The sequence below is a fragment of the Pseudomonas canadensis genome, assembly GCF_000503215.1.
Classification (GTDB): domain Bacteria; phylum Pseudomonadota; class Gammaproteobacteria; order Pseudomonadales; family Pseudomonadaceae; genus Aquipseudomonas; species Aquipseudomonas canadensis.
Window position 1 is genome coordinate 291,886 of record NZ_AYTD01000016.1, and the last position, 24,349, is coordinate 316,234.

General features: G+C 55.1%; 29 protein-coding genes. All 29 read right to left on the reverse strand.

Features of this window, described 5'->3' with window-relative positions:
* Positions 1–9 precede the first annotated feature (9 nt).
* Positions 10–543, reverse strand: a complete 534-nt coding sequence (rplF, locus tag U367_RS0118550) for a 50S ribosomal protein L6 (protein ID WP_003194640.1) — start codon at positions 541–543, stop codon at positions 10–12.
* A 12-nt stretch (positions 544–555) separates the two neighbouring features.
* On the reverse strand, positions 556–948 hold the full coding sequence (gene rpsH, locus U367_RS0118555) for a 30S ribosomal protein S8 (RefSeq protein ID WP_010206883.1): 393 nt from the start codon (positions 946–948) through the stop codon (positions 556–558).
* Positions 949–1,154: 206 nt separating this feature from the next.
* The gene (gene rpsN / locus U367_RS0118560; protein WP_003176414.1) at positions 1,155–1,460 is read right to left on the reverse strand and encodes a 30S ribosomal protein S14; all 306 of its coding nucleotides are present in this window, start codon (positions 1,458–1,460) and stop codon (positions 1,155–1,157) included.
* 13 nt (positions 1,461–1,473) lie between these two features.
* On the reverse strand, positions 1,474–2,013 hold the full coding sequence (rplE, locus tag U367_RS0118565; RefSeq protein WP_003194642.1) for a 50S ribosomal protein L5: 540 nt from the start codon (positions 2,011–2,013) through the stop codon (positions 1,474–1,476).
* A 22-nt stretch (positions 2,014–2,035) separates the two neighbouring features.
* Positions 2,036–2,350 (reverse strand): 50S ribosomal protein L24, encoded by a 315-nt coding sequence (gene rplX / locus U367_RS0118570; RefSeq protein WP_003176416.1) that lies wholly within the window; start codon positions 2,348–2,350, stop codon positions 2,036–2,038.
* An 11-nt stretch (positions 2,351–2,361) separates the two neighbouring features.
* The gene (gene rplN / locus U367_RS0118575; protein ID WP_002555479.1) at positions 2,362–2,730 is read right to left on the reverse strand and encodes a 50S ribosomal protein L14; all 369 of its coding nucleotides are present in this window, start codon (positions 2,728–2,730) and stop codon (positions 2,362–2,364) included.
* Between the two features lie 23 nt (positions 2,731–2,753).
* Entirely contained in the window at positions 2,754–3,020 is a 267-nt protein-coding gene (rpsQ, locus tag U367_RS0118580; protein WP_003176419.1) for a 30S ribosomal protein S17, read from the reverse strand.
* A gap of 2 nt (positions 3,021–3,022) precedes the next feature.
* A complete protein-coding gene (rpmC, locus tag U367_RS0118585) occupies positions 3,023–3,214 on the reverse strand; it encodes a 50S ribosomal protein L29 (protein WP_002555481.1) in 192 nt (63 codons plus the stop codon).
* Complete coding sequence (gene rplP / locus U367_RS0118590; protein ID WP_003176421.1) at positions 3,214–3,627, reverse strand: 50S ribosomal protein L16; 414 nt, start codon at positions 3,625–3,627, stop codon at positions 3,214–3,216. Before rplP ends, rpmC begins: the two co-directional genes overlap by 1 nt.
* A gap of 12 nt (positions 3,628–3,639) precedes the next feature.
* Positions 3,640–4,326 (reverse strand): 30S ribosomal protein S3, encoded by a 687-nt coding sequence (gene rpsC / locus U367_RS0118595; protein WP_003176422.1) that lies wholly within the window; start codon positions 4,324–4,326, stop codon positions 3,640–3,642.
* A 13-nt stretch (positions 4,327–4,339) separates the two neighbouring features.
* Positions 4,340–4,672, reverse strand: coding sequence for a 50S ribosomal protein L22 (gene rplV, locus U367_RS0118600; RefSeq protein ID WP_003103908.1), 333 nt, complete (start codon positions 4,670–4,672; stop codon positions 4,340–4,342).
* Positions 4,673–4,683: 11 nt separating this feature from the next.
* Positions 4,684–4,959, reverse strand: coding sequence for a 30S ribosomal protein S19 (gene rpsS / locus U367_RS0118605; RefSeq protein WP_003232420.1), 276 nt, complete (start codon positions 4,957–4,959; stop codon positions 4,684–4,686).
* A gap of 16 nt (positions 4,960–4,975) precedes the next feature.
* Positions 4,976–5,800 carry a 50S ribosomal protein L2 gene (gene rplB / locus U367_RS0118610; protein ID WP_003186055.1) on the reverse strand — a complete coding sequence of 275 codons (825 nt, stop codon included), beginning with the start codon at positions 5,798–5,800 and terminating at the stop codon, positions 4,976–4,978.
* A 14-nt stretch (positions 5,801–5,814) separates the two neighbouring features.
* Positions 5,815–6,114 (reverse strand): 50S ribosomal protein L23, encoded by a 300-nt coding sequence (gene rplW, locus U367_RS0118615; RefSeq protein WP_002555488.1) that lies wholly within the window; start codon positions 6,112–6,114, stop codon positions 5,815–5,817.
* The gene (gene rplD, locus U367_RS0118620) at positions 6,111–6,713 is read right to left on the reverse strand and encodes a 50S ribosomal protein L4 (protein ID WP_003176424.1); all 603 of its coding nucleotides are present in this window, start codon (positions 6,711–6,713) and stop codon (positions 6,111–6,113) included. Before rplD ends, rplW begins: the two co-directional genes overlap by 4 nt.
* A 12-nt stretch (positions 6,714–6,725) precedes the next feature.
* On the reverse strand, positions 6,726–7,361 hold the full coding sequence (gene rplC, locus U367_RS0118625) for a 50S ribosomal protein L3 (RefSeq protein WP_003194649.1): 636 nt from the start codon (positions 7,359–7,361) through the stop codon (positions 6,726–6,728).
* 81 nt (positions 7,362–7,442) lie between these two features.
* Complete coding sequence (gene rpsJ, locus U367_RS0118630; protein WP_003186070.1) at positions 7,443–7,754, reverse strand: 30S ribosomal protein S10; 312 nt, start codon at positions 7,752–7,754, stop codon at positions 7,443–7,445.
* 159 nt (positions 7,755–7,913) lie between these two features.
* Positions 7,914–9,107 (reverse strand): elongation factor Tu, encoded by a 1,194-nt coding sequence (gene tuf / locus U367_RS0118635; protein WP_003176426.1) that lies wholly within the window; start codon positions 9,105–9,107, stop codon positions 7,914–7,916.
* 30 nt (positions 9,108–9,137) lie between these two features.
* Positions 9,138–11,243, reverse strand: coding sequence for an elongation factor G (fusA, locus tag U367_RS0118640; protein ID WP_010206921.1), 2,106 nt, complete (start codon positions 11,241–11,243; stop codon positions 9,138–9,140).
* Between the two features lie 30 nt (positions 11,244–11,273).
* Positions 11,274–11,744: a 30S ribosomal protein S7 gene (rpsG, locus tag U367_RS0118645; RefSeq protein ID WP_002555493.1), complete on the reverse strand. Its 471-nt coding sequence runs from the start codon at positions 11,742–11,744 to the stop codon at positions 11,274–11,276.
* A gap of 118 nt (positions 11,745–11,862) precedes the next feature.
* Complete coding sequence (gene rpsL / locus U367_RS0118650; protein WP_002555494.1) at positions 11,863–12,234, reverse strand: 30S ribosomal protein S12; 372 nt, start codon at positions 12,232–12,234, stop codon at positions 11,863–11,865.
* Between the two features lie 216 nt (positions 12,235–12,450).
* Complete coding sequence (gene rpoC / locus U367_RS0118655; protein ID WP_028618132.1) at positions 12,451–16,650, reverse strand: DNA-directed RNA polymerase subunit beta'; 4,200 nt, start codon at positions 16,648–16,650, stop codon at positions 12,451–12,453.
* A 64-nt stretch (positions 16,651–16,714) separates the two neighbouring features.
* Positions 16,715–20,788, reverse strand: a complete 4,074-nt coding sequence (gene rpoB, locus U367_RS0118660; RefSeq protein ID WP_019819139.1) for a DNA-directed RNA polymerase subunit beta — start codon at positions 20,786–20,788, stop codon at positions 16,715–16,717.
* A 219-nt stretch (positions 20,789–21,007) separates the two neighbouring features.
* On the reverse strand, positions 21,008–21,373 hold the full coding sequence (gene rplL, locus U367_RS0118665; RefSeq protein WP_028618133.1) for a 50S ribosomal protein L7/L12: 366 nt from the start codon (positions 21,371–21,373) through the stop codon (positions 21,008–21,010).
* Positions 21,374–21,451: 78 nt separating this feature from the next.
* Positions 21,452–21,952 (reverse strand): 50S ribosomal protein L10, encoded by a 501-nt coding sequence (gene rplJ / locus U367_RS0118670; protein WP_016977599.1) that lies wholly within the window; start codon positions 21,950–21,952, stop codon positions 21,452–21,454.
* A gap of 199 nt (positions 21,953–22,151) precedes the next feature.
* On the reverse strand, positions 22,152–22,847 hold the full coding sequence (gene rplA / locus U367_RS0118675; RefSeq protein ID WP_028618134.1) for a 50S ribosomal protein L1: 696 nt from the start codon (positions 22,845–22,847) through the stop codon (positions 22,152–22,154).
* Positions 22,847–23,278 (reverse strand): 50S ribosomal protein L11, encoded by a 432-nt coding sequence (gene rplK, locus U367_RS0118680; protein WP_003176435.1) that lies wholly within the window; start codon positions 23,276–23,278, stop codon positions 22,847–22,849. The genes rplA and rplK overlap by 1 nt, the downstream gene beginning before the upstream one ends.
* A 117-nt stretch (positions 23,279–23,395) precedes the next feature.
* Positions 23,396–23,929 carry a transcription termination/antitermination protein NusG gene (gene nusG, locus U367_RS0118685; protein ID WP_003176436.1) on the reverse strand — a complete coding sequence of 178 codons (534 nt, stop codon included), beginning with the start codon at positions 23,927–23,929 and terminating at the stop codon, positions 23,396–23,398.
* 9 nt (positions 23,930–23,938) lie between these two features.
* The gene (gene secE / locus U367_RS0118690; protein ID WP_003194658.1) at positions 23,939–24,307 is read right to left on the reverse strand and encodes a preprotein translocase subunit SecE; all 369 of its coding nucleotides are present in this window, start codon (positions 24,305–24,307) and stop codon (positions 23,939–23,941) included.
* Positions 24,308–24,349: the final 42 nt, after the last annotated feature.

Consider the following 24,349-nt stretch of genomic DNA (forward strand, 5'->3'; position numbering starts at 1 on the left):
TGCTATGCCCTACTTCTTCTTGGCTTCTTTACGACGGACGACTTCGTCCGCGTAGCGCACACCTTTGCCTTTGTACGGCTCTGGTGGACGGAAGTCGCGGATCTCAGCGGCCACTTGACCTACCAGCTGCTTATCGATGCCCTTGATCAGGATATCGGTCTGGCTAGGGGTCTCAGCAGTGATGCCCGCTGGCAGTTCGTAATCCACAGGGTGCGAGAAGCCAAGGGCCAGGTTCAAAACCGTGCCTTTTGCTTGCGCTTTGTAACCAACACCGACCAGCTGGAGCTTACGCTCGAAGCCTTGGCTTACGCCTTGGACCATGTTGTTTACCAACGCACGCGTGGTACCGGCCATTGCGCGAGTTTGTTGATCGCCATTGCGAGCAGCGAAACGCAGCTCACCAGCTTCTTCAACGATCTCAACGGACGAATGGATGTTCAGTTCAAGAGTACCCTTGGCACCCTTCACCGAAAGCTGTTGGCCTGCGAATTTGACTTCGACACCGGCTGGCAGCTTAACGGGGTTCTTAGCGACGCGAGACATGCTTATCCCCCCTTAGAACACAGTGCAAAGAACTTCGCCGCCGACACCGGCAGCGCGCGCAGCACGATCCGTCATCACACCTTTGTTGGTGGAGACGATAGACACGCCCAGACCGCCACGAACTTTCGGCAGATCTTCAGCGGACTTGTACTGACGCAGGCCTGGACGGCTAACGCGCTTCACTTCCTCGATGACCGAACGGCCTTCGAAGTACTTCAGCTCGATGGACAGCAGTGCTTTTACATCGCTGCTGATCTGATAACCCGCAATGTAGCCTTCGTCTTTCAGGACTTTGGCAACAGCTACCTTCAACTTGGAAGATGGCATGCTTACGACGGACTTTTCAGCCATCTGGGCATTACGGATACGAGTTAGCATGTCCGCTAACGGGTCCTGCATACTCATGGGCTAGACGCTCCTAATACAAAAAAATTAGCCTTGCGGCTACATATGTCGCCGAGAATCTCCGGGTAAAAAACACGGGCTCAGGCGAGCCGCGTATTTTAGACACACTCCGGAAATGAAACAAGCCCCAAAAGGGGCTTGTTCCAGATTCAAGGTCACCGGCGGTCAGTATCTTGCGATATTGGCCACCTGGACGTTGAAAGTACTTACCAGCTGGCTTTAACCAGACCTGGTACGTCACCACGCATTGCCGCTTCACGCAGTTTGTTACGGCCGAGGCCGAACTTGCGGTAAACGCCGTGTGGACGACCGGTCAGGCGGCAGCGGTTACGCATGCGCGAAGCGCTTGCGTCACGTGGCTGCTTCTGCAGGGCAACTGTAGCTTCCCAACGTGCTTCTGGACTTGCGTTCAGATCAACGATGATTGCTTTCAGTGCTGCACGCTTCTTGGCGTACTTGGCAACCGTGAGCTGACGCTTCAGCTCGCGGTTTTTCATGCTCATCTTGGCCATGGTCCTACTCCAATCAGTTGCGGAACGGGAATTTGAAAGCACGCAACAGGGCGCGACCTTCATCATCGTTCTTGGCAGTGGTGGTCAGGGTGATGTCCAGACCGCGGAGAGCATCGATCTTGTCGTAGTCGATTTCCGGGAAGATGATCTGCTCTTTCACGCCCATGCTGTAGTTACCACGACCATCGAAGGACTTGGCATTCAGGCCGCGGAAGTCGCGAACCCGAGGCAGGGAGATCGACAGCAGACGATCCAGGAACTCGTACATACGCTCACGGCGCAGGGTCACTTTGACGCCGATCGGCCAACCTTCACGGACTTTAAAGCCAGCGATGGATTTCCGAGCGTAGGTCACAACGACTTTCTGGCCGGTGATCTTTTCAAGGTCAGCAACAGCGTGCTCAATGACTTTTTTGTCGCCGATCGCTTCGCCCAGACCCATGTTCAGGGTGATTTTGGTAACGCGCGGAACTTCCATCACGTTCCCAAGCTTAAGTTCTTCCTTAAGCTTAGGGGCGATTTCCTTCCGGTAAATCTCTTGTAGTCGTGCCATGGTCTAATCTACCTAGCAGTGTTCAAGCATCAACCGCTTTTTGGGTCGACTTGAAGACACGAATTTTCTTACCGTCTTCTACTTTGAAACCAACGCGGTCAGCCTTGTTGGTTTCGCCGTTGAAGATGGCGACGTTAGAAGCATCCAGCGGAGCTTCTTTCTCGACGATACCGCCCTGCACGCCCGACATCGGGTTAGGCTTGGTATGACGCTTGACCAGGTTCAGACCACCGATAACCAGACGGTTATTAGCGAGAACCTTAAGCACCTTACCGCGCTTACCTTTGTCTTTGCCGGCGATCACGATGATCTCGTCGTCACGACGAATCTTTTGCATGTCGGATCTCCTTACAGCACTTCTGGGGCGAGCGAGACGATCTTCATGAACTTCTCAGTACGAAGTTCACGGGTCACTGGCCCAAAGATACGGGTGCCGATCGGCTCTTGCTTGTTGTTCAGAAGAACAGCAGCGTTGCCATCAAAGCGGATAATGGAGCCATCAGCACGACGTACGCCGTGACGAGTGCGGACTACAACAGCAGTCATCACTTGGCCTTTTTTCACTTTACCGCGAGGAATTGCTTCCTTCACGGTAACTTTGATGATGTCACCGATACCAGCGTAACGACGATGGGAGCCACCCAGCACCTTGATGCACATAACGCGGCGAGCGCCGCTGTTATCGGCCACATCGAGCATGGATTGAGTCTGAATCATATAATTTCTCCGACCCCTAGTCCTTAGACTTCCACAGCGCGTTCGAGAACATCAACCAGTGCCCAAGACTTGGTCTTGGCCAGCGGACGAGTTTCACGAATAGTGACTTTGTCGCCGATGTGGCACTGATTGGTTTCGTCGTGCGCGTGCAGCTTAGTCGAACGCTTAACATATTTACCGTAGATCGGGTGCTTAACGCGACGCTCGATCAGAACGGTGATGGTTTTGTCCATCTTGTCGCTGACAACACGGCCAGTCAGCGTACGGACAGTCTTTTCGGCTTCAGCCATGATCACTTACCTGCCTGCTGGTTGAGCACAGTCTTCACGCGAGCGATGTCACGCTTAACTTGCGAGAGCAGATGAGACTGCCCCAACTGGCCAGTTGCTTTCTGCATACGCAGATTGAACTGGTCGCGCAGCAGGCCGAGCAGTTGCTCGTTCAGCTGCTGTGCGGATTTTTCACGAAGTTCATTCGCTTTCATCACATCACCGTCCGTTTAACAAAGGAGGTGGCGAGCGGCAGCTTTGCAGCAGCCAGGGCGAAAGCCTCACGCGCCAGCTCTTCAGAAACACCCTCGATTTCATACAGGACTTTGCCTGGCTGAATCTGGGCTACCCAGTATTCCACGTTACCCTTACCTTTACCCATCCGAACCTCGAGAGGCTTTTTGGAGATCGGCTTGTCCGGGAATACACGGATCCAGATCTTGCCGCCACGTTTTACGTGACGGGTCAGAGCACGACGCGCTGACTCGATCTGACGAGCGGTGAGACGACCACGAGCTACAGACTTCAGCGCGAACTCGCCGAAGCTGACTTTGCTACCGCGCTGAGCCAGACCACGGTTGTGGCCTGTCATCTGCTTGCGGAACTTCGTACGCTTAGGTTGCAACATTTGGCGTACCCCTTACTTAGCAGCTTTTTTACGAGGCGCTGGTGCTTGTGGTTTCAGTTCTTCTTGGCGACCACCAATTACTTCGCCTTTGAAGATCCAAACCTTTACACCGATCACACCGTAAGTGGTGTGAGCTTCGTAGTTGGCATAGTCGATGTCGGCACGCAGGGTGTGCAGTGGCACACGACCTTCGCGATACCATTCAGTACGTGCGATTTCAGCACCGCCGAGACGACCGCTCACTTGGATTTTGATGCCTTTGGCACCAATGCGCATGGCGTTCTGTACAGCGCGCTTCATAGCGCGACGGAACATTACGCGACGCTCCAGCTGCTGAGCTACGCTCTGCGCAACCAGCATACCGTCGAGTTCCGGCTTGCGGATCTCTTCGATATTGATGTGCACAGGCACACCCATTTGCTTGGTCAGGTCCTGACGCAGTTTCTCAACATCTTCACCTTTCTTCCCGATAACGATACCTGGACGAGCGGTGTGGATGGTGATACGTGCAGTTTGGGCCGGACGATGGATATCGATACGGCTTACGGACGCGCTTTTTAGTTTGTCTTGGAGATACTCACGCACCTTCAGATCAGCGAACAAATAGTCCGCATAAGTCCGACCGTCTGCGTACCAGACGGAGGTGTGCTCCTTGACGATTCCCAGGCGAATGCCAATGGGATGTACTTTCTGACCCATCTCTTCGACTCCGTTACTTGTCAGCAACCTTGACAGTGATATGGCAAGACCGCTTGACGATGCGATCAGCACGGCCTTTGGCACGTGGCATGATGCGCTTCAGCGAACGCCCTTCGTTGACGAAAACGGTGCTGACCTTCAGGTCATCAACGTCTGCGCCTTCGTTATGCTCGGCGTTGGCTACGGCCGACTCCAGCACTTTCTTCATGATCTCGGCGGCTTTCTTACTGCTGAAAGCCAACAGGTTGAGCGCTTCGCCCACCTTCTTCCCGCGGATCTGGTCGGCGACCAAGCGGGCTTTCTGGGCGGAGATTCGAGCGCCCGACAACTTAGCGGCTACTTCCATTTCCTAACCCCTTAACGCTTGGCTTTCTTGTCTGCCACGTGCCCACGATAAGTGCGGGTACCGGCAAACTCGCCTAGTTTGTGGCCGACCATGTCTTCGTTCACGAGAACTGGGACGTGCAAGCGACCGTTGTGTACAGCGATGGTCAGACCGACCATTTGTGGCAGGATCATCGAACGACGCGACCAGGTCTTAACTGGTTTGCGATCGTTCTTTTCCGCCGCCACTTCGATCTTCTTCAGTAGGTGAAGATCAATAAAAGGACCTTTTTTCAGAGAACGTGGCACTGTCGTATCCCTCTATTTACTTGCGACGACGGACGATCATTTTGTCGGTACGCTTATTACCACGAGTCTTCGCGCCCTTAGTCGGGAAGCCCCATGGCGATACCGGATGACGACCACCAGAGGTACGACCTTCACCACCACCGTGTGGGTGGTCAACCGGGTTCATGGCAACACCACGAACGGTTGGGCGAACGCCACGCCAGCGTTTGGCACCAGCTTTACCCAGCGAACGCAGGCTGTGCTCGGAGTTCGAGACTTCGCCCAGGGTCGCGCGGCATTCAGCCAGCACTTTACGCATCTCACCAGAACGCAGACGCAGGGTCACGTAGACACCTTCACGAGCGATCAGCTGAGCCGAAGCACCAGCGGAACGAGCGATTTGCGCGCCTTTACCTGGCTTCAATTCGATGCCGTGTACGGTGCTACCAACTGGAATGTTGCGCAGTTGCAGAGCGTTGCCCGGCTTGATCGGTGCCAAAGCACCTGCGATCAGCTGGTCGCCAGCGCTCACGCCTTTAGGGGCGATGATGTAGCGACGCTCGCCATCTGCGTACAGCAGCAGAGCGATGTGAGCAGTACGGTTTGGATCGTATTCGATACGCTCGACAGTGGCAGCGATGCCATCTTTGTCGTTGCGACGGAAATCGACCAGACGATAATGCTGCTTATGGCCACCACCGATGTGACGAGTGGTAATACGACCATTGTTGTTACGACCACCAGACTTCGATTTTTTCTCGAGCAGCGGTGCGTGAGGAGCGCCTTTATGCAGCTCCTGGTTGACCACCTTGACCACAAAACGGCGGCCAGGGGAAGTCGGTTTGCATTTAACGATTGCCATGATGCACCCCTTCCTTACTCAGCACTGCTGCTGAAATCGAGATCTTGGCCTGGCTGAAGGGAGATAACTGCCTTCTTCCAGTCATTACGCTTGCCCAGACCGCGAGCAGTGCGCTTGCTCTTACCCAGAACATTCAGGGTAGTAACACGCTCTACTTTCACGCTGAACAGGCTTTCGACGGCCTTCTTGATTTCCAGCTTGGTTGCGTCAGTTGCAACCTTGAAAACGAACTGGCCTTTCTTGTCAGCCAGAACCGTAGCCTTTTCGGAAACGTGCGGGCCAAGCAGAACTTTAAATACGCGTTCCTGGTTCATCCCAGCAGCTCCTCGAATTTCTTCACGGCCGACACGGTGATCAACACCTTGTCGTATGCGATCAGACTAACTGGATCGGAACCTTGCACGTCACGTACATCAACGTGTGGCAGGTTGCGAGCAGCCAGGTACAGGTTCTGATCAACAGCTTCCGACACGATCAAAACGTCGGTCAGGCTCATGTTGTTCAGTTTGCCCAGCAGATCTTTGGTTTTCGGGCTCTCAACAGCGAAGTCCTGAACCACGACCAGACGGTCAGTACGCACGAGTTCAGCAAGGATGGAGCGCAGAGCTGCGCGATACATCTTCTTGTTGAGCTTCTGCGAGTGATCCTGCGGACGAGCTGCGAAAGTGGTACCACCGCCACGCCAGATTGGGCTACGGATAGTACCGGCACGAGCACGGCCAGTACCTTTCTGACGCCAAGGGCGCTTACCGCCACCACGAACGTCGGAACGGGTCTTTTGCTGCTTGCTGCCTTGACGGCCGCCGGCCATGTAGGCCACGACTGCTTGGTGAACCAGCGTCTCGTTGAACTCGCCGCCAAACGTCAGTTCGGAAACTTCGATCGCTTGAGCGTCATTTACATTTAATTGCATGTCAGCTTCCCCTTAACCGCGAGCCTTGGCCGCCGGACGTACAACCAGGTTGCCGCCAGTAGCGCCAGGAACAGCACCCTTGACCAACAACAGATTGCGTTCAGCGTCGACGCGCACTACTTCGAGGGACTGCACGGTCACGCGCTCAGCGCCCATATGACCGGACATTTTTTTGCCCTTGAATACACGACCAGGAGTCTGGCACTGGCCAATAGAGCCCGGGACGCGGTGGGAAACGGAGTTACCGTGAGTGTTGTCTTGGCCACGGAAATTCCAACGCTTGATCGTACCCTGGAAGCCTTTACCTTTGGACTGACCGGTTACATCAACCAGTTGACCAGCAGCGAAGATTTCAGCGTTGATCAGATCGCCAGCCTGGTAGTCGCCGTCTTCGAGACGGAACTCCATAACAGTGCGACCAGCTGCAACGTTTGCTTTAGCGAAGTGACCTGCTTGAGCAGCAGTCACGCGCGAAGCACGACGCTCGCCGACAGTGACTTGCACTGCACGATAGCCATCGGTCTCTTCAGTTTTGAACTGGGTGACGCGATTCGGCTCGATCTCAATGACCGTGACCGGAATGGAGACACCTTCTTCGGTGAAAATACGGGTCATACCGCATTTACGACCGACTACACCAATAGTCATGTTGTAAACCTCATGAGTGTACGGGGCTTTCACCCGCTATGGCCGCCCATTTCAGAGCGTTACACGACTAAGACCCAAGTCTTAGCCGAGGCTGATCTGTACTTCCACACCGGCCGCCAGATCGAGCTTCATAAGTGCATCAACGGTTTTATCCGTTGGCTGGACGATGTCCAGTACGCGCTTATGAGTACGGATCTCGTACTGGTCGCGCGCGTCTTTGTTGACGTGCGGGGAGACCAGAACGGTGAACCGCTCTTTACGGGTAGGCAGTGGAATTGGACCACGCACTTGTGCACCAGTACGTTTCGCGGTTTCCACGATTTCCTGGGTGGATTGGTCGATCAGGCGATGGTCAAAAGCCTTCAACCTGATACGGATTTGCTGATTTTGCATTGGATTTCAGACTCCGGCTGCTATTCCCAGCGAGCGCAATACGCCCGTTAAAAGGAGGCGCAATTCTATAGACGGCCCTGATAGGTGTCAACCCAATAAAAAAGGCCCCCGCTGAGCGGGGGCCTTTTCAAAACATCAGAGCTATCTCAGAAGAGATAATTACTCGATGATTTTAGCTACAACGCCAGCACCAACGGTACGGCCGCCTTCACGGATTGCGAAACGCAGACCGTCTTCCATAGCGATGGTTTTGATCAGGGTGACAACCATTTTGATGTTGTCGCCTGGCATTACCATTTCTACGCCTTCCGGCAGTTCGCAGTTACCAGTTACGTCGGTAGTACGGAAGTAGAACTGTGGACGGTAGCCTTTGAAGAACGGAGTGTGACGACCGCCTTCTTCTTTGCTCAGCACGTACACTTCAGCTTCGAACTTGGTGTGCGGCTTAACCGAACCTGGCTTGACCAGAACCTGGCCACGCTCAACGTCGTCACGCTTGGTACCACGCAGCAGAACGCCGCAGTTCTCGCCAGCACGACCTTCGTCGAGCAGTTTACGGAACATTTCAACACCGGTGCAGGTGGTGACGGTAGTGTCACGCAGACCAACGATTTCCAGTGGATCTTGAACCTTAACGATACCGCGCTCGATACGACCAGTTACAACAGTACCGCGACCGGAGATCGAGAATACGTCTTCGATTGGCATCAGGAACGGCTTGTCGATAACACGGACTGGATCTGGGATGTAGCTGTCCAGAGTCTCAACCAGTTTACGAACGGACGTGGTGCCCATTTCGTTGTCGTCTTTGCCTTCCAGAGCCATACGAGCAGAACCGATGATGATCGGAGTGTCGTCGCCTGGGAAGTCGTAAGTGCTCAGCAGATCGCGCACTTCCATCTCAACCAGTTCCAGCAGCTCAGCGTCGTCTACCAGGTCAGCCTTGTTCAGGTAAACCACGATGTACGGAACGCCTACCTGACGGGACAGCAGGATGTGCTCACGGGTTTGTGGCATCGGACCATCAGCGGCCGAGCAAACCAGGATAGCGCCGTCCATTTGAGCAGCACCGGTGATCATGTTCTTCACATAGTCAGCGTGACCTGGGCAGTCAACGTGAGCGTAGTGACGGATCAGCGAGTTGTATTCAACGTGCGCGGTGTTGATGGTGATACCACGAGCTTTTTCTTCTGGTGCGCTGTCGATTTTATCGAAATCAACGATTGCGGAACCGAAAACTTCGGAGCAAACGCGAGTCAGAGCAGCAGTCAGAGTGGTTTTACCGTGGTCAACGTGACCGATGGTGCCAACGTTGACGTGCGGTAGGGAACGATCAAATTTTTCTTTAGCCACGACAATTAACTCCTTGCCTAAAGGACTGAATCAGCCTTGTTTTTTGGATACAGTTTCAGCGATGTGCGCCGGAGCTGTGTTGTATTTTTTGAATTCCATAGAGTAGCTTGCGCGACCCTGGGACATGGAGCGAACGTCGGTCGCATAACCGAACATCTCACCCAGCGGAACCTCGGCGCGAATCACTTTGCCGGAAACCGTGTCTTCCATACCCAAGATCATGCCGCGACGACGGTTAAGGTCGCCCATGACATCACCCATATAGTCTTCAGGTGTAACAACTTCTACCGCCATGATTGGCTCAAGCAACTCACCACCGCCCTTCTGGGCCAGTTGCTTGGTTGCCATGGAAGCAGCCACCTTAAACGCCATCTCGTTGGAGTCGACGTCGTGGTAAGAACCGTCAAAAACGGTTGCTTTCAGGCCGATCAGCGGATAGCCGGCAACAACACCGTTCTTCATCTGCTCTTCGATACCCTTCTGGATGGCAGGGATGTATTCCTTAGGAACAACACCACCTACCACTTCGTTCACGAATTGCAGACCTTCCTGACCTTCGTCAGCAGGAGCAAAACGGATCCAGCAGTGACCGAACTGACCACGACCGCCGGACTGACGAACGAACTTGCCTTCGATTTCACAGTTCTTCGTGATGCGCTCACGATAGGAAACCTGAGGCTTACCGATGTTGGCTTCGACGTTGAACTCACGGCGCATCCGGTCAACCAGGATGTCCAGGTGCAGCTCGCCCATGCCGGAGATGATCGTTTGACCAGTCTCTTCATCAGTCTTGACGCGGAAAGATGGATCTTCCTGAGCAAGTTTGCCCAGAGCGATACCCATTTTTTCCTGGTCATCCTTGGTCTTAGGCTCTACGGCAACCGAAATAACCGGCTCCGGGAAGTCCATACGAACCAGGATGATTGGCTTGGCAGCGTCGCACAAAGTCTCACCAGTGGTGACGTCCTTCATGCCGATCAGGGCCGCGATGTCACCAGCGCGCACTTCCTTGATCTCTTCACGGGCGTTTGCGTGCATTTGCACCATACGACCCACGCGCTCTTTCTTGCCTTTAACCGAGTTGATCACGCCGTCGCCGGAGGCCAACACGCCCGAGTAAACGCGGACGAAGGTCAAAGTACCCACGAATGGGTCAGTTGCGATCTTGAACGCCAGAGCCGAGAAAGGCTCGCTGTCATCGGCGTGACGCTCCATCTCTTCTTCCTCGTTATCAGGGTTGGTACCCTTGATAGCAGGAATGTCGGTTGGAGCCGGCAGGTAGTCGATAACGGCGTCGAGAACCAGGGGAACACCCTTGTTCTTGAACGAAGAACCGCAAACAGCCAAGACGATCTCACCAGCAATAGTACGCTGACGCAGAGCAGCCTTGATTTCCACGTTGGTGAGTTCTTCACCTTCGAGGTACTTGTTCATCAGCTCTTCGCTGGCTTCGGCAGCAGCCTCAACCATATTGTTGCGCCACTCGTCAGCCAGTTCCTGCAACTCTGCAGGGATAGGCTTACGAACAGGAACCATACCTTTGTCGGAATCATTCCAGTAAACAGCTTCCATATTGATCAGATCGATCTGACCCTGGAAGTTGTCCTCGGAACCGATAGCCAATTGAATTGGCACCGGGGTGTGACCCAGACGCTGCTTGATCTGACCGATCACGCGCAGGAAGTTGGCACCAGCACGGTCCATCTTGTTTACGTAAACAAGACGTGGAACGCCGTACTTGTTGGCTTGACGCCATACGGTTTCCGACTGAGGCTCAACACCCGAGGTACCGCAGAACACAACGACAGCGCCGTCGAGTACGCGCAGGGAACGTTCAACTTCAATGGTGAAGTCTACGTGGCCTGGGGTATCGATTACGTTGAAGCGATGCTCGTCTTTGTACTGCTTCTCGGAACCTTTCCAGAAGGCGGTAATAGCAGCAGAAGTAATGGTAATACCACGCTCCTGCTCCTGAACCATCCAGTCTGTGGTCGCGGCGCCGTCATGCACCTCGCCCATTTTGTGACTTTTGCCGGTGTAAAACAGTACGCGCTCGGTGGTGGTGGTTTTACCAGCATCCACGTGAGCAACGATACCGATGTTACGGTAGCGGCTAATCGGAGTAGTACGAGCCATAAAGCCCTCGCAAAATTAGTGAAGCTAAGATTAGAAGCGGTAGTGCGAGAAAGCTTTGTTAGCTTCAGCCATACGGTGCACGTCTTCACGCTTCTTAACAGCAGCACCTTTACCTTCAGCAGCGTCCAACAGCTCGCCGGCCAAACGCAGAGCCATAGACTTCTCGCCGCGCTTACGGGCGAAGTCTACCAACCAGCGCATTGCCAGAGCGTTACGACGGGACGGGCGAACTTCGACCGGAACCTGGTAAGTAGCACCGCCTACACGGCGCGACTTCACTTCGACCAGCGGAGCGATGGCGTCGAGAGCTTTCTCGAAGATTTCCAGGGGGTCGCTGTTCTTGCGTTCTTTAACCTTTTCCAGCGCGCCATAAACGATACGCTCGGCAACGGCTTTCTTGCCGCTTTCCATCACGTGGTTCATGAACTTGGCCAGGATTTGGCTTCCGTATTTTGGATCGTCAAGCACTTCGCGCTTGGCTGCTACGCGTCTTCTTGGCATGGATAAGCCCTCAAACGGTCTTCAGGTTCGTTCGGAATCGGTGCCCTTGCGGGACGCCTCCGACCTTACTCTTATCGACTCAGAAAATAAGATGATTCAGTTTTACAAAAAGCCGCTACTACTTAGGCTTCTTGGTACCGTACTTCGAACGACCCTGGTTACGACCTTTAACGCCGGAAGTATCCAAGGAGCCGCGTACGGTGTGGTAACGAACACCTGGCAAGTCTTTTACACGACCGCCGCGGATCAGTACCACGCTGTGCTCTTGCAGGTTGTGACCTTCACCACCGATGTACGAGGAAACCTCGAAACCGTTGGTCAGGCGCACACGGCATACTTTACGCAGTGCCGAGTTAGGTTTTTTCGGCGTGGTGGTATACACACGGGTGCATACGCCACGACGTTGCGGGCAGTTCTGCAGCGCAGGTACGTCGGATTTCTCGACGATACGCTTGCGCGGCTGACGTACCAGCTGGTTGATAGTTGCCATCTACTAGCTCCACTGTTGTCTTGCGACGCTATTGTCTTGCAAGAAAAGCAAAATGGCAGGAACGAATTCCCGCCAAATTTAGGGGTACAAGAGTCTAAAGAGGATCTTGCCCCCAGTCAAGGCAAGGCCCCGACATCCCCACTCCCCGAACCGGGGCAAAAATGCCTCGATCCGACGAGTGGGGCTGCCGGGGCCCAGACTTATCTAGTGCAGAACTCAGTTACCGCTAGAGTTCAGCGCTTCGGTCAGTGCAGCTTCCACTTCACTGGCGCTTACGCGCAGCGGCTTGTCAGCATCACGGCGACGCTTACGCTCGCTGTGGTAAGCCAAACCGGTACCGGCCGGGATCAGACGACCCACAACCACGTTCTCTTTCAGGCCGCGCAGGTAATCGCGCTTGCCGGTTACCGCTGCTTCGGTCAGTACACGAGTGGTCTCCTGGAAGGAGGCCGCCGAGATGAACGACTCAGTGGACAACGACGCCTTGGTGATACCCAGCAGCACGCGAGTGAACTTGGAGACAAACTTGTCTTCCGCGCCCAGACGCTCATTCTCTACCAGTACGTGAGTCAGTTCCATCTGGTCGCCCTTGATGAAACTGGAATCGCCGGATTCAGCGATCTCAACTTTACGCAGCATCTGACGCAGGATGGTCTCGATGTGCTTATCGTTGATCTTCACGCCCTGCAGGCGGTAAACGTCCTGGATCTCGTTAACGATGTACTTGGCCAGCGCACTCACACCCAGCAGACGCAGGATGTCGTGTGGATCGCTCGGGCCGTCGGAGATAACTTCGCCGCGGTTTACCTGTTCGCCTTCGAAGACGTTCAGGTGACGCCACTTCGGAATCAGCTCTTCGTACGGATCGGTACCGTCGTTCGGAGTAATGACCAGACGGCGCTTGCCCTTGGTCTCTTTACCGAACGCGATGGTGCCGCTGACTTCAGCCAGAATCGACGCTTCTTTCGGACGACGCGCTTCGAACAAGTCGGCAACACGCGGCAGACCACCGGTGATGTCTCGAGTTTTCGAAGTCTCTTGCGGGATACGCGCGATAACATCACCGATCGCGATCTTCGCACCATCCGCTACACCGACCAGGGCGTTGGCTGGCAGGAAGTACTGAGCGATTACGTCAGTGCCTGGCAGCAACAAGTCCTTGCCGTTGTCATCGACCATCTTCACGGCAGGACGGATGTCTTTACCGGCAGCTGGACGATCTTTCGCGTCGAGTACTTCAATGTTGGTCATACCGGTCAATTCGTCAGTCTGACGCTTGATCGTGATGCCTTCTTCCATGCCCACGTAGGTCACGGTACCTTTCATTTCGGTAACGATTGGGTGAGTGTGCGGATCCCACTTGGCCACGATTGCGCCAGCGTCGACCTTGTCACCTTCTTTAACCGAAATCACAGCACCGTACGGCAGCTTGTAACGCTCGCGCTCACGACCGTAGTCATCAGCGATTGCCAGCTCACCGGAACGGGACACAGCAACCAGGTGGCCATCCACTCGCTCAACGTGTTTCAGGTTGTGCAGACGGACGGTACCGCCATTCTTCACCTGAACGCTGTCGGCTGCGGAGGTCCGGCTTGCCGCACCACCGATGTGGAACGTACGCATGGTCAGCTGGGTACCCGGCTCACCGATGGACTGGGCAGCGATAACGCCGACCGCTTCACCGATGTTCACCTGGTGACCACGAGCCAAGTCACGGCCGTAGCACTTGGCACAGATGCCGTAGCGGGTTTCGCAGCTGATCGGCGAGCGAACGATCACTTCGTCGATGCTGTTGAGCTCGATGAACTCGACCCACTTCTCGTCTACCAGGGTGCCGGCAGGAACAATAACTTCCTCGGTACCTGGCTTGAATACGTCACGGGCAATAACACGACCCAATACGCGCTCACCCAGCGGCTCTACAACGTCACCGCCTTCAATGTGCGGTGTCATCAGCAGGCCATGCTCGGTGCCGCAATCGATCTCGGTTACAACCAGATCTTGTGCAACGTCTACCAGACGACGAGTCAGGTAACCGGAGTTAGCAGTTTTCAACGCGGTATCCGCAAGACCCTTACGAGCACCGTGAGTCGAGATGAAGTACTGGAGTACGCTCAAACCTTCACGGAAGTTCGCAGTAATCGGCGTTTCGATGATGGAGCCGTCCGGCTTGGCCATCAAGCCACGCATACCGGCGAGCTGACGGATCTGCGCAGCAGAACCCCGTGCGCCCGAGTCAGCCATCATGTACATCGAGTTGAAGGACTCTTGGTCAACTTCGTCGCCGTGACGGTCGATGACTTTCTCTTTCGAGAGGTTGGCCATCATCGCCTTGGAAACTTCGTCGTTCGCCTTCGACCAGAGGTCGATTACCTTGTTGTACTTCTCGCCCTGGGTTACCAGGCCGGAGGCGTACTGGCTTTCGATCTCTTTCACTTCATCGGTTGCAGCCGCGATGATGCGAGCTTTTTCATCCGGGATAACGAAGTCGTTAACACCGATGGAAACGCCGGAGATGGTCGAATAAGCAAAACCGGTGTACATCAACTGGTCAGCGAAGATCACGGTCTCTTTCAAACCAACCACGCGGTAGCACTGGTTGATCAGCTTGGAGATCGCCTTTTTCTTCATCGGCAGGTTGACGACGTCGTACGACAGACCTTTTGGCACAACCTGGTACAACAGCGCACGGCCGACAGTGGTGTCGACGATACGAGTGTTGCTCACGCTGCCGCCGTCACGGTCGTTGACGGTTTCGTTGATCCGCACTTTGACCTTGGCGTGCAGTGCGGCTTCGCCGGCACGGAACACACGGTCAACTTCTTGCAGGTCAGCGAACACACGACCTTCGCCTTTGGCGTTGATCGCTTCACGGGTCATGTAGTACAGACCCAGTACAACGTCCTGCGACGGAACGATGATTGGCTCACCGTTGGCTGGCGACAGGATGTTGTTGGTCGACATCATCAACGCACGCGCTTCCAACTGGGCTTCCAGTGTCAGCGGTACGTGCACGGCCATTTGGTCGCCGTCGAAGTCGGCGTTGTACGCAGCACAAACCAGAGGGTGCAGCTGGATAGCCTTACCTTCGATCAGTACCGGTTCAAACGCCTGGATCCCCAGACGGTGAAGGGTCGGTGCACGGTTGAGGAGAACCGGGTGTTCGCGGATCACTTCAGCGAGAACGTCCCAAACCTCAGGCAGTTCGCGCTCGACCATTTTCTTGGCCGCTTTGATGGTGGTCGCGAGACCGCGCATTTCCAGCTTGCCGAAGATGAATGGCTTGAACAGCTCAAGTGCCATCTTCTTAGGCAGACCGCACTGGTGCAGACGCAGGGTCGGGCCTACGGTAATTACCGAACGACCGGAGTAGTCAACACGCTTACCGAGCAAGTTCTGACGGAAACGACCTTGCTTACCCTTGATCATGTCAGCCAAGGATTTCAGAGGACGCTTGTTCGAACCGGTGATAGCGCGGCCACGACGACCGTTGTCGAGCAGGGCATCGACAGCTTCTTGCAACATACGCTTTTCGTTGCGCACGATGATGTCCGGAGCGGACAGATCAAGCAGGCGCTTCAAGCGGTTGTTACGGTTGATCACGCGGCGGTACAGGTCGTTGAGGTCGGACGTCGCGAAACGACCACCGTCCAACGGTACCAGCGGACGCAGGTCTGGCGGCAGAACCGGCAGAACGGTCAGTACCATCCACTCTGGCAAGTTGCCGGAACCCTGGAAGGCTTCCATCAACTTCAGACGCTTGGACAGTTTCTTGATCTTGGTTTCGGAGTTGGTTTGCGGAATTTCTTCACGCAGGCGGCCAATCTCGTGTTCCAGGTCGATAGCGTGCAGCAGTTCGCGGACAGCTTCGGCACCCATGCGGGCATCGAAATCGTCACCGAATTCTTCCAGCGCTTCGAAGTACTGCTCGTCGTTCAGCAACTGACCTTTTTCAAGGGTGGTCATGCCTGGATCGATAACGACATAGCTCTCGAAGTAGAGAACGCGTTCGATATCACGCAGGGTCATGTCCATCAGCAAGCCGATACGGGACGGCAGCGATTTCAGGAACCAGATGTGAGCAACCGGCGAAGCCAGTTCGATGTGCGCCATACGCTCACGACGAACTTTAGCCAGTGCAACTTCAACGCCGCACTTCTCGCAGATCACACCACGATGCTTCAAGCGCTTGTACTTACCGCACAGGCACTCGTAATCCTTAACCGGGCCAAAGATCTTGGCGCAGAACAGGCCGTCACGCTCAGGTTTGAACGTACGGTAGTTGATGGTTTCCGGCTTTTTAACTTCACCGAACGACCACGAACGGATCATCTCAGGCGATGCCAATCCAATACGGATGGCGTCGAACTCTTCGACTTGACCCTGGTTTTTCAGCAAATTCAGTAGGTCTTTCAAGGCCTTTCCTCCTGGCGGAGCAGAGAGCGGGCTAAACGGCCCCGCTCTCGATTCGCGTCACGTGTTATTCGGTTTCCAGATCGATATCGATGCCGAGGGAACGAATTTCTTTGATCAACACGTTGAAGGACTCGGGCATGCCCGGCTCCATACGGTGATCGCCGTCCACGATGTTTTTGTACATCTTGGTCCGACCGTTCACATCGTCCGACTTCACTGTGAGCATTTCTTGCAGAGTGTAAGCAGCACCGTATGCTTCCAGTGCCCAGACCTCCATCTCCCCGAAACGCTGACCACCGAACTGAGCCTTACCACCCAGCGGCTGCTGGGTAACGAGGCTGTACGAACCGGTAGAACGAGCGTGCATCTTGTCGTCTACCAAGTGGTTCAGCTTCAGCATGTACATGTAGCCAACAGTAACCGGGCGCTCGAACTTGTTGCCGGTACGGCCGTCGAACAGCTGCATCTGGCCGCTTTCTGGCAGGTCTGCCAGTTTCAGCATGGCCTTGATTTCGCTTTCCTTGGCACCGTCGAACACCGGGGTAGCCATTGGAACACCGCCGCGCAGGTTCTTCGCCAGATCCAGGATTTCCTGGTCGGAGAAGGTGTCCAGCTCTTCGTTGCGACCGCCGATCTCGTTGTAGATCTCGTGCAGGAACTTACGCAGGTCTGCGACCTTGCGCTGCTCTTCGATCATACGGTTGATCTTCTCGCCCAGACCTTTGGCCGCGAGGCCCAGGTGGGTTTCAAGGATCTGACCAACGTTCATACGCGAAGGTACGCCCAACGGGTTGAGGACGACGTCGACCGGGGTGCCATTGGCATCGTGCGGCATGTCTTCAACCGGCATGATCACGGAGACCACACCTTTGTTACCGTGACGACCGGCCATCTTGTCGCCCGGCTGGATGCGGCGACGGATTGCCAGGTAAACCTTGACGATTTTCAGCACGCCTGGAGCCAGGTCATCGCCCTGCTGCAGTTTGCGCTTCTTGTCTTCGAACTTGTCGTCCAGCAGACGGCGGCGATCAACGATGTAGGCCTGGGCCTTCTCGAGCTGCTCGTTCAGAGCGTCTTCAGCCATGCGCAGTTTGAACCACTGGCCGTGCTCAAGACCGTCGAGGATTTCGTCGGTGATGTCCTGACCTTTCTTCAGACCTGCGCCGCCTTCAGCCTTGTGGCCTACCAGGGCGGAGCGCAGACGTTCGAAGGTCGCGCCTTCAACGATACGGAACTCTTCGTTCAGGTCCTTGCGGATCTCGTCGAGCTGGGTCTTCTCGATGGACAGTGCTCGAGCATCACGCTCGACGCCGTCACGGGTGAAGACCTGTACGTCGATGACAGTACCTTTGGTACCGGTAGGTACACGCAGGGAGGTGTCTTTAACGTCGCTGGCTTTTTCACCGAAGATGGCGCGCAACAGCTTCTCTTCCGGAGTCAGTTGGGTCTCGCCTTTCGGAGTGACCTTACCGACCAGGATGTCGCCTGCGCCTACTTCAGCACCTACGTAAACAATACCGGCTTCGTCCAGTTTGTTCAGTGCAGCTTCACCCACGTTGGGGATGTCTGCAGTGATTTCCTCTGGCCCAAGCTTGGTGTCACGGGCCACACAGGTCAGTTCCTGAATGTGGATCGTGGTAAAACGGTCTTCTTGAACAACACGCTCGGACAGGCAGATGGAGTCTTCGAAGTTGAAGCCGTTCCATGCCATGAATGCGATGCGCATGTTCTGACCCAGTGCCAGTTCACCCATATCGGTGGACGGGCCGTCGGCCATGATGTCGCTACGCTGAACGCGATCACCCTTGCTCACCAGCGGACGCTGGTTGATGCAGGTGTTCTGGTTCGAGCGGGTGTATTTGGTCAGGTTGTAGATGTCGACACCGGCTTCGCCAGTTTCAACTTCGTCATCGGCAACACGAACCACAATACGGCTGGCATCAACAGAGTCGATCACGCCGCCACGACGAGCCACGACGCAAACGCCGGAGTCACGGGCTACGTTACGCTCCATGCCGGTACCTACCAGCGGCTTGTCAGCGCGCAGGGTCGGTACAGCTTGACGCTGCATGTTGGAACCCATCAACGCACGGTTGGCGTCATCGTGCTCCAGGAACGGGATCAGCGACGCTGCAACCGAAACTACCTGCTTCGGCGAAACGTCCATCAAGGTGACGTCTTCCGGCGCCTTGACGGTGAACTCGTTCAAGTGACGAACAGCTACCAGCTCGTCGATCAGGACTTTCTTGTCGTTCATCGTGGCCGAAGCCTGAGCGATCACGTGATCAGCTTCTTCGATGGCGGACAGGAACACGATCTCGTCGGTGACCAGAGCGTCTTTCACCACGCGGTACGGGCTCTCGAGGAAGCCGTACTGGTTGGTGCGCGCATAAGCAGCCAGGGAGTTGATCAGACCGATGTTCGGACCTTCCGGCGTTTCGATCGGGCAAACACGACCGTAGTGCGTCGGGTGTACGTCACGCACTTCAAAGCCAGCACGCTCACGGGTCAGACCGCCCGGGCCCAGTGCAGAAACACGGCGCTTGTGGGTGATCTCGGAGAGCGGGTTGTTCTGGTCCATGAACTGCGAGAGCTGGCTGGAACCGAAGAACTCTTTCACCGCTGCAGCCACTGGCTTGGCGTTGATCAGGTCTTGCGGCATCAGGCCTTCGCTTTCAGCCATCGACAGACGCTCTTTGACCGCACGCTCAACACGTACCAGGCCAACGCGGAACTGGTTTTCGGCCATTTCGCCTACACAGCGAACACGACGGTTACCCAGGTGGTCGATGTCATCGACGATGCCTTTACCGTTACGGATGTCGACCAGGGTCTTCAGTACCGCGACGATGTCTTCCTTGCACAGCACGCCCGAACCTTCGATTTCGGTACGACCGATACGACGGTTGAACTTCATCCGGCCGACCGCAGACAGGTCATAGCGCTCAGGACTGAAGAACAGGTTGTTGAACAGGGTCTCGGCAGCGTCTTTGGTTGGTGGTTCACCAGGACGCATCATGCGATAGATCTCGACCAGCGCTTCCAATTGGTTGCTGGTGGAGTCGATCTTCAGTGTGTCGGAGATGAACGGACCGCAGTCGATGTCGTTGGTGTACAGGGTCTCGATGCGAACGACCTGAGCCTTGGCGATTTTGGCCAGGATCTCGGTGTTCAGCTCGGTGTTGCACTCAGCCAGGATTTCGCCTGTAGCCGGGTGAACGATGACCTTGGCGGTAGTACGACCCAGGACGTAGTCCAGAGGCACTTCCAGCTCTTTGATACCGGCTTTTTCGATCTGGTTGATGTGGCGCGCAGTGATACGGCGGCCAGCTTCAACAATGACCTTGCCTTTTTCATCCTGGATGTCCAGGACGGCAATTTCACCACGCAGACGCGAAGCGATCAGCTCCAGCTTGAGGGTTTCATCCTTCAGGCTGAACACGTTGGTGGTATAGAAAGCGTCCAGCACTTGCTCAGTGGTGTAGCCGAGCGCGCGCAGCAGTACCGAGGCAGGCAGCTTGCGACGACGGTCGATACGCACGAACACGCAGTCTTTCGGGTCGAACTCGAAGTCCAACCACGAACCGCGGTACGGAATGATCCGCGCGGAGTACAGGAGCTTGCCGGAGCTGTGCGTCTTGCCGCGGTCGTGGTCGAAGAACACGCCCGGGGAACGGTGCAGCTGGGAAACGATCACACGCTCGGTACCGTTGATAACGAAGGTACCGTTCTCAGTCATCAATGGGATTTCGCCCATGTAGACTTCTTGCTCTTTGATGTCCTTGATCGCTTTGTTCGACGATTCTTTGTCGAAAATGATCAGGCGCACTTTTACCCGCAAAGGTACGGCGTAAGTAACACCGCGCAACACGCATTCTTTGACATCAAATGCCGGTTCGCCCAGGCGATAACCGACGTACTCCAGCGCAGCATTGCCGGAGTAGCTGATGATCGGGAAAACGGATTTGAAGGCCGCATGCAGGCCCACGTCGCGGAACTGATCTTTGGTCGCTCCCGCCTGCAAGAATTCACGATACGAATCCAGCTGGATAGCCAGAAGGTACGGGACATCCATGACGTCCGGCAACTTGCTAAAGTCCTTGCGGATACGTTTTTTCTCAGTATATGAGTAAGCCATCAGCGTTCCCCAGCTTGGTCACCTGCTTGTTTGGCCCTCCCGACGGGAGCAGCCAGAAAATCTCGCAAACCCCATGGTTTGCACCACCGCATCGGGTGGCTACAGCGCGTTAATGGCGGCGACCGAGTCGACAGCCAAGAACGGAAAAAGGCCGGTGGCAAGAGCCACCAGCCATCAGCCTTCAGCTTAACGCTTGGGCTGGAGACGCAAGGTCGATGCTTACTTCAGCTCGACTTTAGCGCCTGCTTCTTCCAGTGCTGCTTTGGCTTTGTCAGCTGCGTCTTTCGACACTGCTTCCAGAACCTGGGCAGGAGCGCCGTCAACTACAGCCTTGGCTTCTTTCAGGCCCAGACCGGTCAGTTCACGTACTGCCTTGATCACGTTCACTTTCTTCTCGCCAGCTTCCAGCAGCATGACGTTGAATTCGGTTTGCTCTTCAGCAGCAACAGCAGCAACAGCTGGGCCAGCGGAAGCAGCGGCAGCGGAAACGCCGAATTTTTCTTCGAAAGCTTTGATCAGCTCAACAACCTGCAGAACCGACATTTCAGCTACGGCGTTGAGGATATCGTCTTGGGAGATAGACATTGCTGTATTTCCTGAATTGGGGGACGGCCTACTCGGCCATCGAAATAAACAAAAAACCGCGAGAGAAGTTGCTCAGCCTTAGGCTGCGGCAGCTTCTTTTTGCTCGCGAACTGCGGCCAGAGTACGAGCCAGCTTGCTGGTAGCGCCTTGAATCACGCTCATCAGCTGCGAAATAGCTTCGTTACGGGTCGGCAGTGTTGCCAGTACGTCGATTTGGTTAGCTGCGAGGAACTTGCCCTCGAACGCAGCTGCCTTGATCTCGAACTTGTCCTGACCCTTGGCGAACTCTTTGAACAAACGGGCAGCAGCGCCAGGATGGTCGGTGGAGAACGCAATCAGGGTCGGGCCGGTGAACACGTCGTTGAGGACACTGTATTCAGTGTCAGCAACAGCGCGCTTGAGCAGGGTGTTACGTACAACACGTACGTATACGCCAGCTTCACGAGCCTCTTTACGGAGTCCGGTCATAGCGCCTACTGTCACACCACGGGCATCAGCCACGACAGCGGACAGAGCAGCTTTGGCAGCCTCGTTGACTTCAGCGACGATGGCCTTCTTGTCTTCGAGATTAATTGCCACGGGTTTAACTCCTGCTTGTTACCGTTTCATCTGGCCGGAGCCGGATGTCGTTTTGGTGTCTGATTCGGTAAGGAACCGGGAGCACCATCTGCGTAGGCTTGTGGTTTAAGACTCGCGTCGCCTACGGTCTTGGATAGCCCCCGCCAGGCAGGGACCCCAATTTTTTCAATTGACGCGATCTCTCGCGCCAATCTGTGTCTTATACGTCCAGCGAGCCTTGGTCGATGACCAGACCTGGGCCCATAGTGGTGCTCAGGGTAACGCGCTTGACGTAGATACCTTTCGAGGAAGCTGGCTTGATACGCTTCAGATCAGCGATCAGGGCTTCAACGTTTTCCTTCAGCTTGACGGCATCAAAGCCGACTTTGCCAACGGAGGTGTGAATGATGCCGTTTTTGTCGGTGCGATAACGAACCTGACCAGCCTTGGCGTTTTTAACCGCGGTAGCTACGTCCGGAGTTACGGTGCCAACTTTAGGGTTAGGCATCAGGCCACGTGGACCCAGGATCTGACCCAACTGACCTACAACGCGCATTGCATCCGGGGAAGCAATAACTACGTCATAGTTCAGGTCGCCACCTTTCATTTCGGCAGCCAGGTCGTCCATGCCAACGCGATCAGCGCCGGCGGCCAGAGCAGCTTCAGCTGCTGGGCCTTGAGTGAAGACAGCTACACGTACAGTCTTGCCAGTACCGTGTGGCAGCACAGTTGCGCTACGAACGACCTGGTCGGATTTACGTGGGTCAACACCCAGGTTTACAGCAACGTCAACGGACTCGCTGAACTTGACAGTCGACAGCTCGGTCAGCAGGGCAGCAGCGTCTACAAAGCTGTAGGACTTGCCCGCTTCGATTTTGCCAGCGATAGCCTTTTGGCGCTTGGTCAGCTTAGCCATTACACACCCTCCACGTTAAGGCCCATGCTACGAGCAGAACCGGCGATGGTACGCACGGCTGCATCCATATCAGCTGCAGTCAGATCCGCGTTTTTGGTTTTCGCGATTTCTTCCAGCTGAGCACGAGTCACGGTGCCAACCTTAACGGTGTTAGGACGAGCGGAACCGCTAGTCAGACCAGCAGCTTTCTTCAACAGAACCGAAGCCGGGGTCGACTTGGTTTCGAAGGTGAAGCTACGGTCGCTGTATACAGTGATGATCACTGGAGTCGGCAGACCTGGCTCAAGACCCTGAGTACGGGCGTTGAAGGCCTTGCAGAATTCCATGATGTTCACGCCGTGCTGACCCAGAGCCGGGCCGACAGGTGGACTAGGGTTGGCCTGAGCGGCCTTCACTTGCAGCTTGATGTAAGCGGTAATCTTCTTGGCCATGAGGCACTCCAATTACGGGTTCAAACGCCTCGAAAGGCTCCCCGGTTACTTGCGCGTTTATCCCAGTGACGACAAAACCCCACAGCCTAAGGCTGCGGGGTTGGGATGCTTGTTCAGCTAGACCTTCTCGACCTGACTGAACTCTAGCTCCACCGGAGTAGAGCGACCGAAAATGAGCACCGCCACTTGGATCCGGCTCTTTTCGTAGTTAACTTCTTCGACAGTACCGTTGAAATCAGCAAACGGACCATCCGTGACACGAACAACCTCACCCGGCTCGAACAACGTCTTCGGCTTAGGCTTGTCACTACCATCAGCAACGCGACGCAGAATCGCTTCTGCCTCTTTGTCAGTGATAGGAGCAGGCTTGTCAGCGGTACCGCCGATAAAGCCCATAACACGAGGGGTATCCTTGACCAAGTGCCAAGTACCTTCATTCATGTCCATCTGAACCAGCACATAGCCAGGGAAGAACTTGCGTTCGCTTTTGCGCTTCTGGCCATTCCGCATTTCAACCACTTCTTCAGTGGGAACCAGAATTTCGCCGAAGCCATCTTCCATGCCTGCCAGCTTTACGCGCTCTAGCAAAGAGCGCATAACATGCTTCTCGTAACCCGAGTAAGCATGCACAACGTACCAACGCTTAGCCACGGGACACCCTTAGCCAACAATCAAGGAAACAAGCCAGCCGAGCAGGGAATCAAGCCCCCACAACAGCAACGCCATAACCAGAACAACAGCCACAACAATCAACGTGGTCTGCGTGGTTTCTTGGCGAGTCGGCCAAACGACTTTACGAATTTCGGTGCGAGCTTCCTTTACCAGGACCGCGAAAGACTTGCCTTTAGCAGTCTGCAGGCCTACAAAGGCAGCAACAGCAGCAAGAGCAAGCAAAGCGAGGACGCGGTACAGGATCGGCGAAGCAGAATAGTACTGATTGCCAACAACGCCTACGACCACCAAGGCAACTACAGCGAGCCACTTGACCAGATCGAAACGAGAGCTTTGAGCTTCAGCCTTAGGAGTCATCTATGAAGATCCTGTGAAAAGAAAGCCAGATACACCACGTGA

Coding starts and splice junctions, on each gene's coding strand:
- rplF (WP_003194640.1), bottom strand. CDS start 543: ATGTCTCGCGTCGCTAAGAACCCCGTTAAGCTGCCAGCCGGTGTCGAA.
- rpsH (WP_010206883.1), bottom strand. CDS start 948: ATGAGTATGCAGGACCCGTTAGCGGACATGCTAACTCGTATCCGTAAT.
- rpsN (WP_003176414.1), bottom strand. CDS start 1,460: ATGGCCAAGATGAGCATGAAAAACCGCGAGCTGAAGCGTCAGCTCACG.
- rplE (WP_003194642.1), bottom strand. CDS start 2,013: ATGGCACGACTACAAGAGATTTACCGGAAGGAAATCGCCCCTAAGCTT.
- rplX (WP_003176416.1), bottom strand. CDS start 2,350: ATGCAAAAGATTCGTCGTGACGACGAGATCATCGTGATCGCCGGCAAA.
- rplN (WP_002555479.1), bottom strand. CDS start 2,730: ATGATTCAGACTCAATCCATGCTCGATGTGGCCGATAACAGCGGCGCT.
- rpsQ (WP_003176419.1), bottom strand. CDS start 3,020: ATGGCTGAAGCCGAAAAGACTGTCCGTACGCTGACTGGCCGTGTTGTC.
- rpmC (WP_002555481.1), bottom strand. CDS start 3,214: ATGAAAGCGAATGAACTTCGTGAAAAATCCGCACAGCAGCTGAACGAG.
- rplP (WP_003176421.1), bottom strand. CDS start 3,627: ATGTTGCAACCTAAGCGTACGAAGTTCCGCAAGCAGATGACAGGCCAC.
- rpsC (WP_003176422.1), bottom strand. CDS start 4,326: ATGGGTCAGAAAGTACATCCCATTGGCATTCGCCTGGGAATCGTCAAG.
- rplV (WP_003103908.1), bottom strand. CDS start 4,672: ATGGAAGTAGCCGCTAAGTTGTCGGGCGCTCGAATCTCCGCCCAGAAA.
- rplB (WP_003186055.1), bottom strand. CDS start 5,800: ATGGCAATCGTTAAATGCAAACCGACTTCCCCTGGCCGCCGTTTTGTG.
- rplW (WP_002555488.1), bottom strand. CDS start 6,114: ATGAACCAGGAACGCGTATTTAAAGTTCTGCTTGGCCCGCACGTTTCC.
- rplD (WP_003176424.1), bottom strand. CDS start 6,713: ATGCAATTAAATGTAAATGACGCTCAAGCGATCGAAGTTTCCGAACTG.
- rplC (WP_003194649.1), bottom strand. CDS start 7,361: ATGACTATTGGTGTAGTCGGTCGTAAATGCGGTATGACCCGTATTTTC.
- rpsJ (WP_003186070.1), bottom strand. CDS start 7,754: ATGCAAAATCAGCAAATCCGTATCAGGTTGAAGGCTTTTGACCATCGC.
- fusA (WP_010206921.1), bottom strand. CDS start 11,243: ATGGCTCGTACTACTCCGATTAGCCGCTACCGTAACATCGGTATCGTT.
- rpsG (WP_002555493.1), bottom strand. CDS start 11,744: ATGCCAAGAAGACGCGTAGCAGCCAAGCGCGAAGTGCTTGACGATCCA.
- rpsL (WP_002555494.1), bottom strand. CDS start 12,234: ATGGCAACTATCAACCAGCTGGTACGTCAGCCGCGCAAGCGTATCGTC.
- rpoB (WP_019819139.1), bottom strand. CDS start 20,788: ATGGCTTACTCATATACTGAGAAAAAACGTATCCGCAAGGACTTTAGC.
- rplL (WP_028618133.1), bottom strand. CDS start 21,373: ATGTCTATCTCCCAAGACGATATCCTCAACGCCGTAGCTGAAATGTCG.
- rplA (WP_028618134.1), bottom strand. CDS start 22,847: ATGGCTAAGCTGACCAAGCGCCAAAAGGCTATCGCTGGCAAAATCGAA.
- rplK (WP_003176435.1), bottom strand. CDS start 23,278: ATGGCCAAGAAGATTACCGCTTACATCAAGCTGCAAGTGAAGGCCGCT.
- secE (WP_003194658.1), bottom strand. CDS start 24,307: ATGACTCCTAAGGCTGAAGCTCAAAGCTCTCGTTTCGATCTGGTCAAG.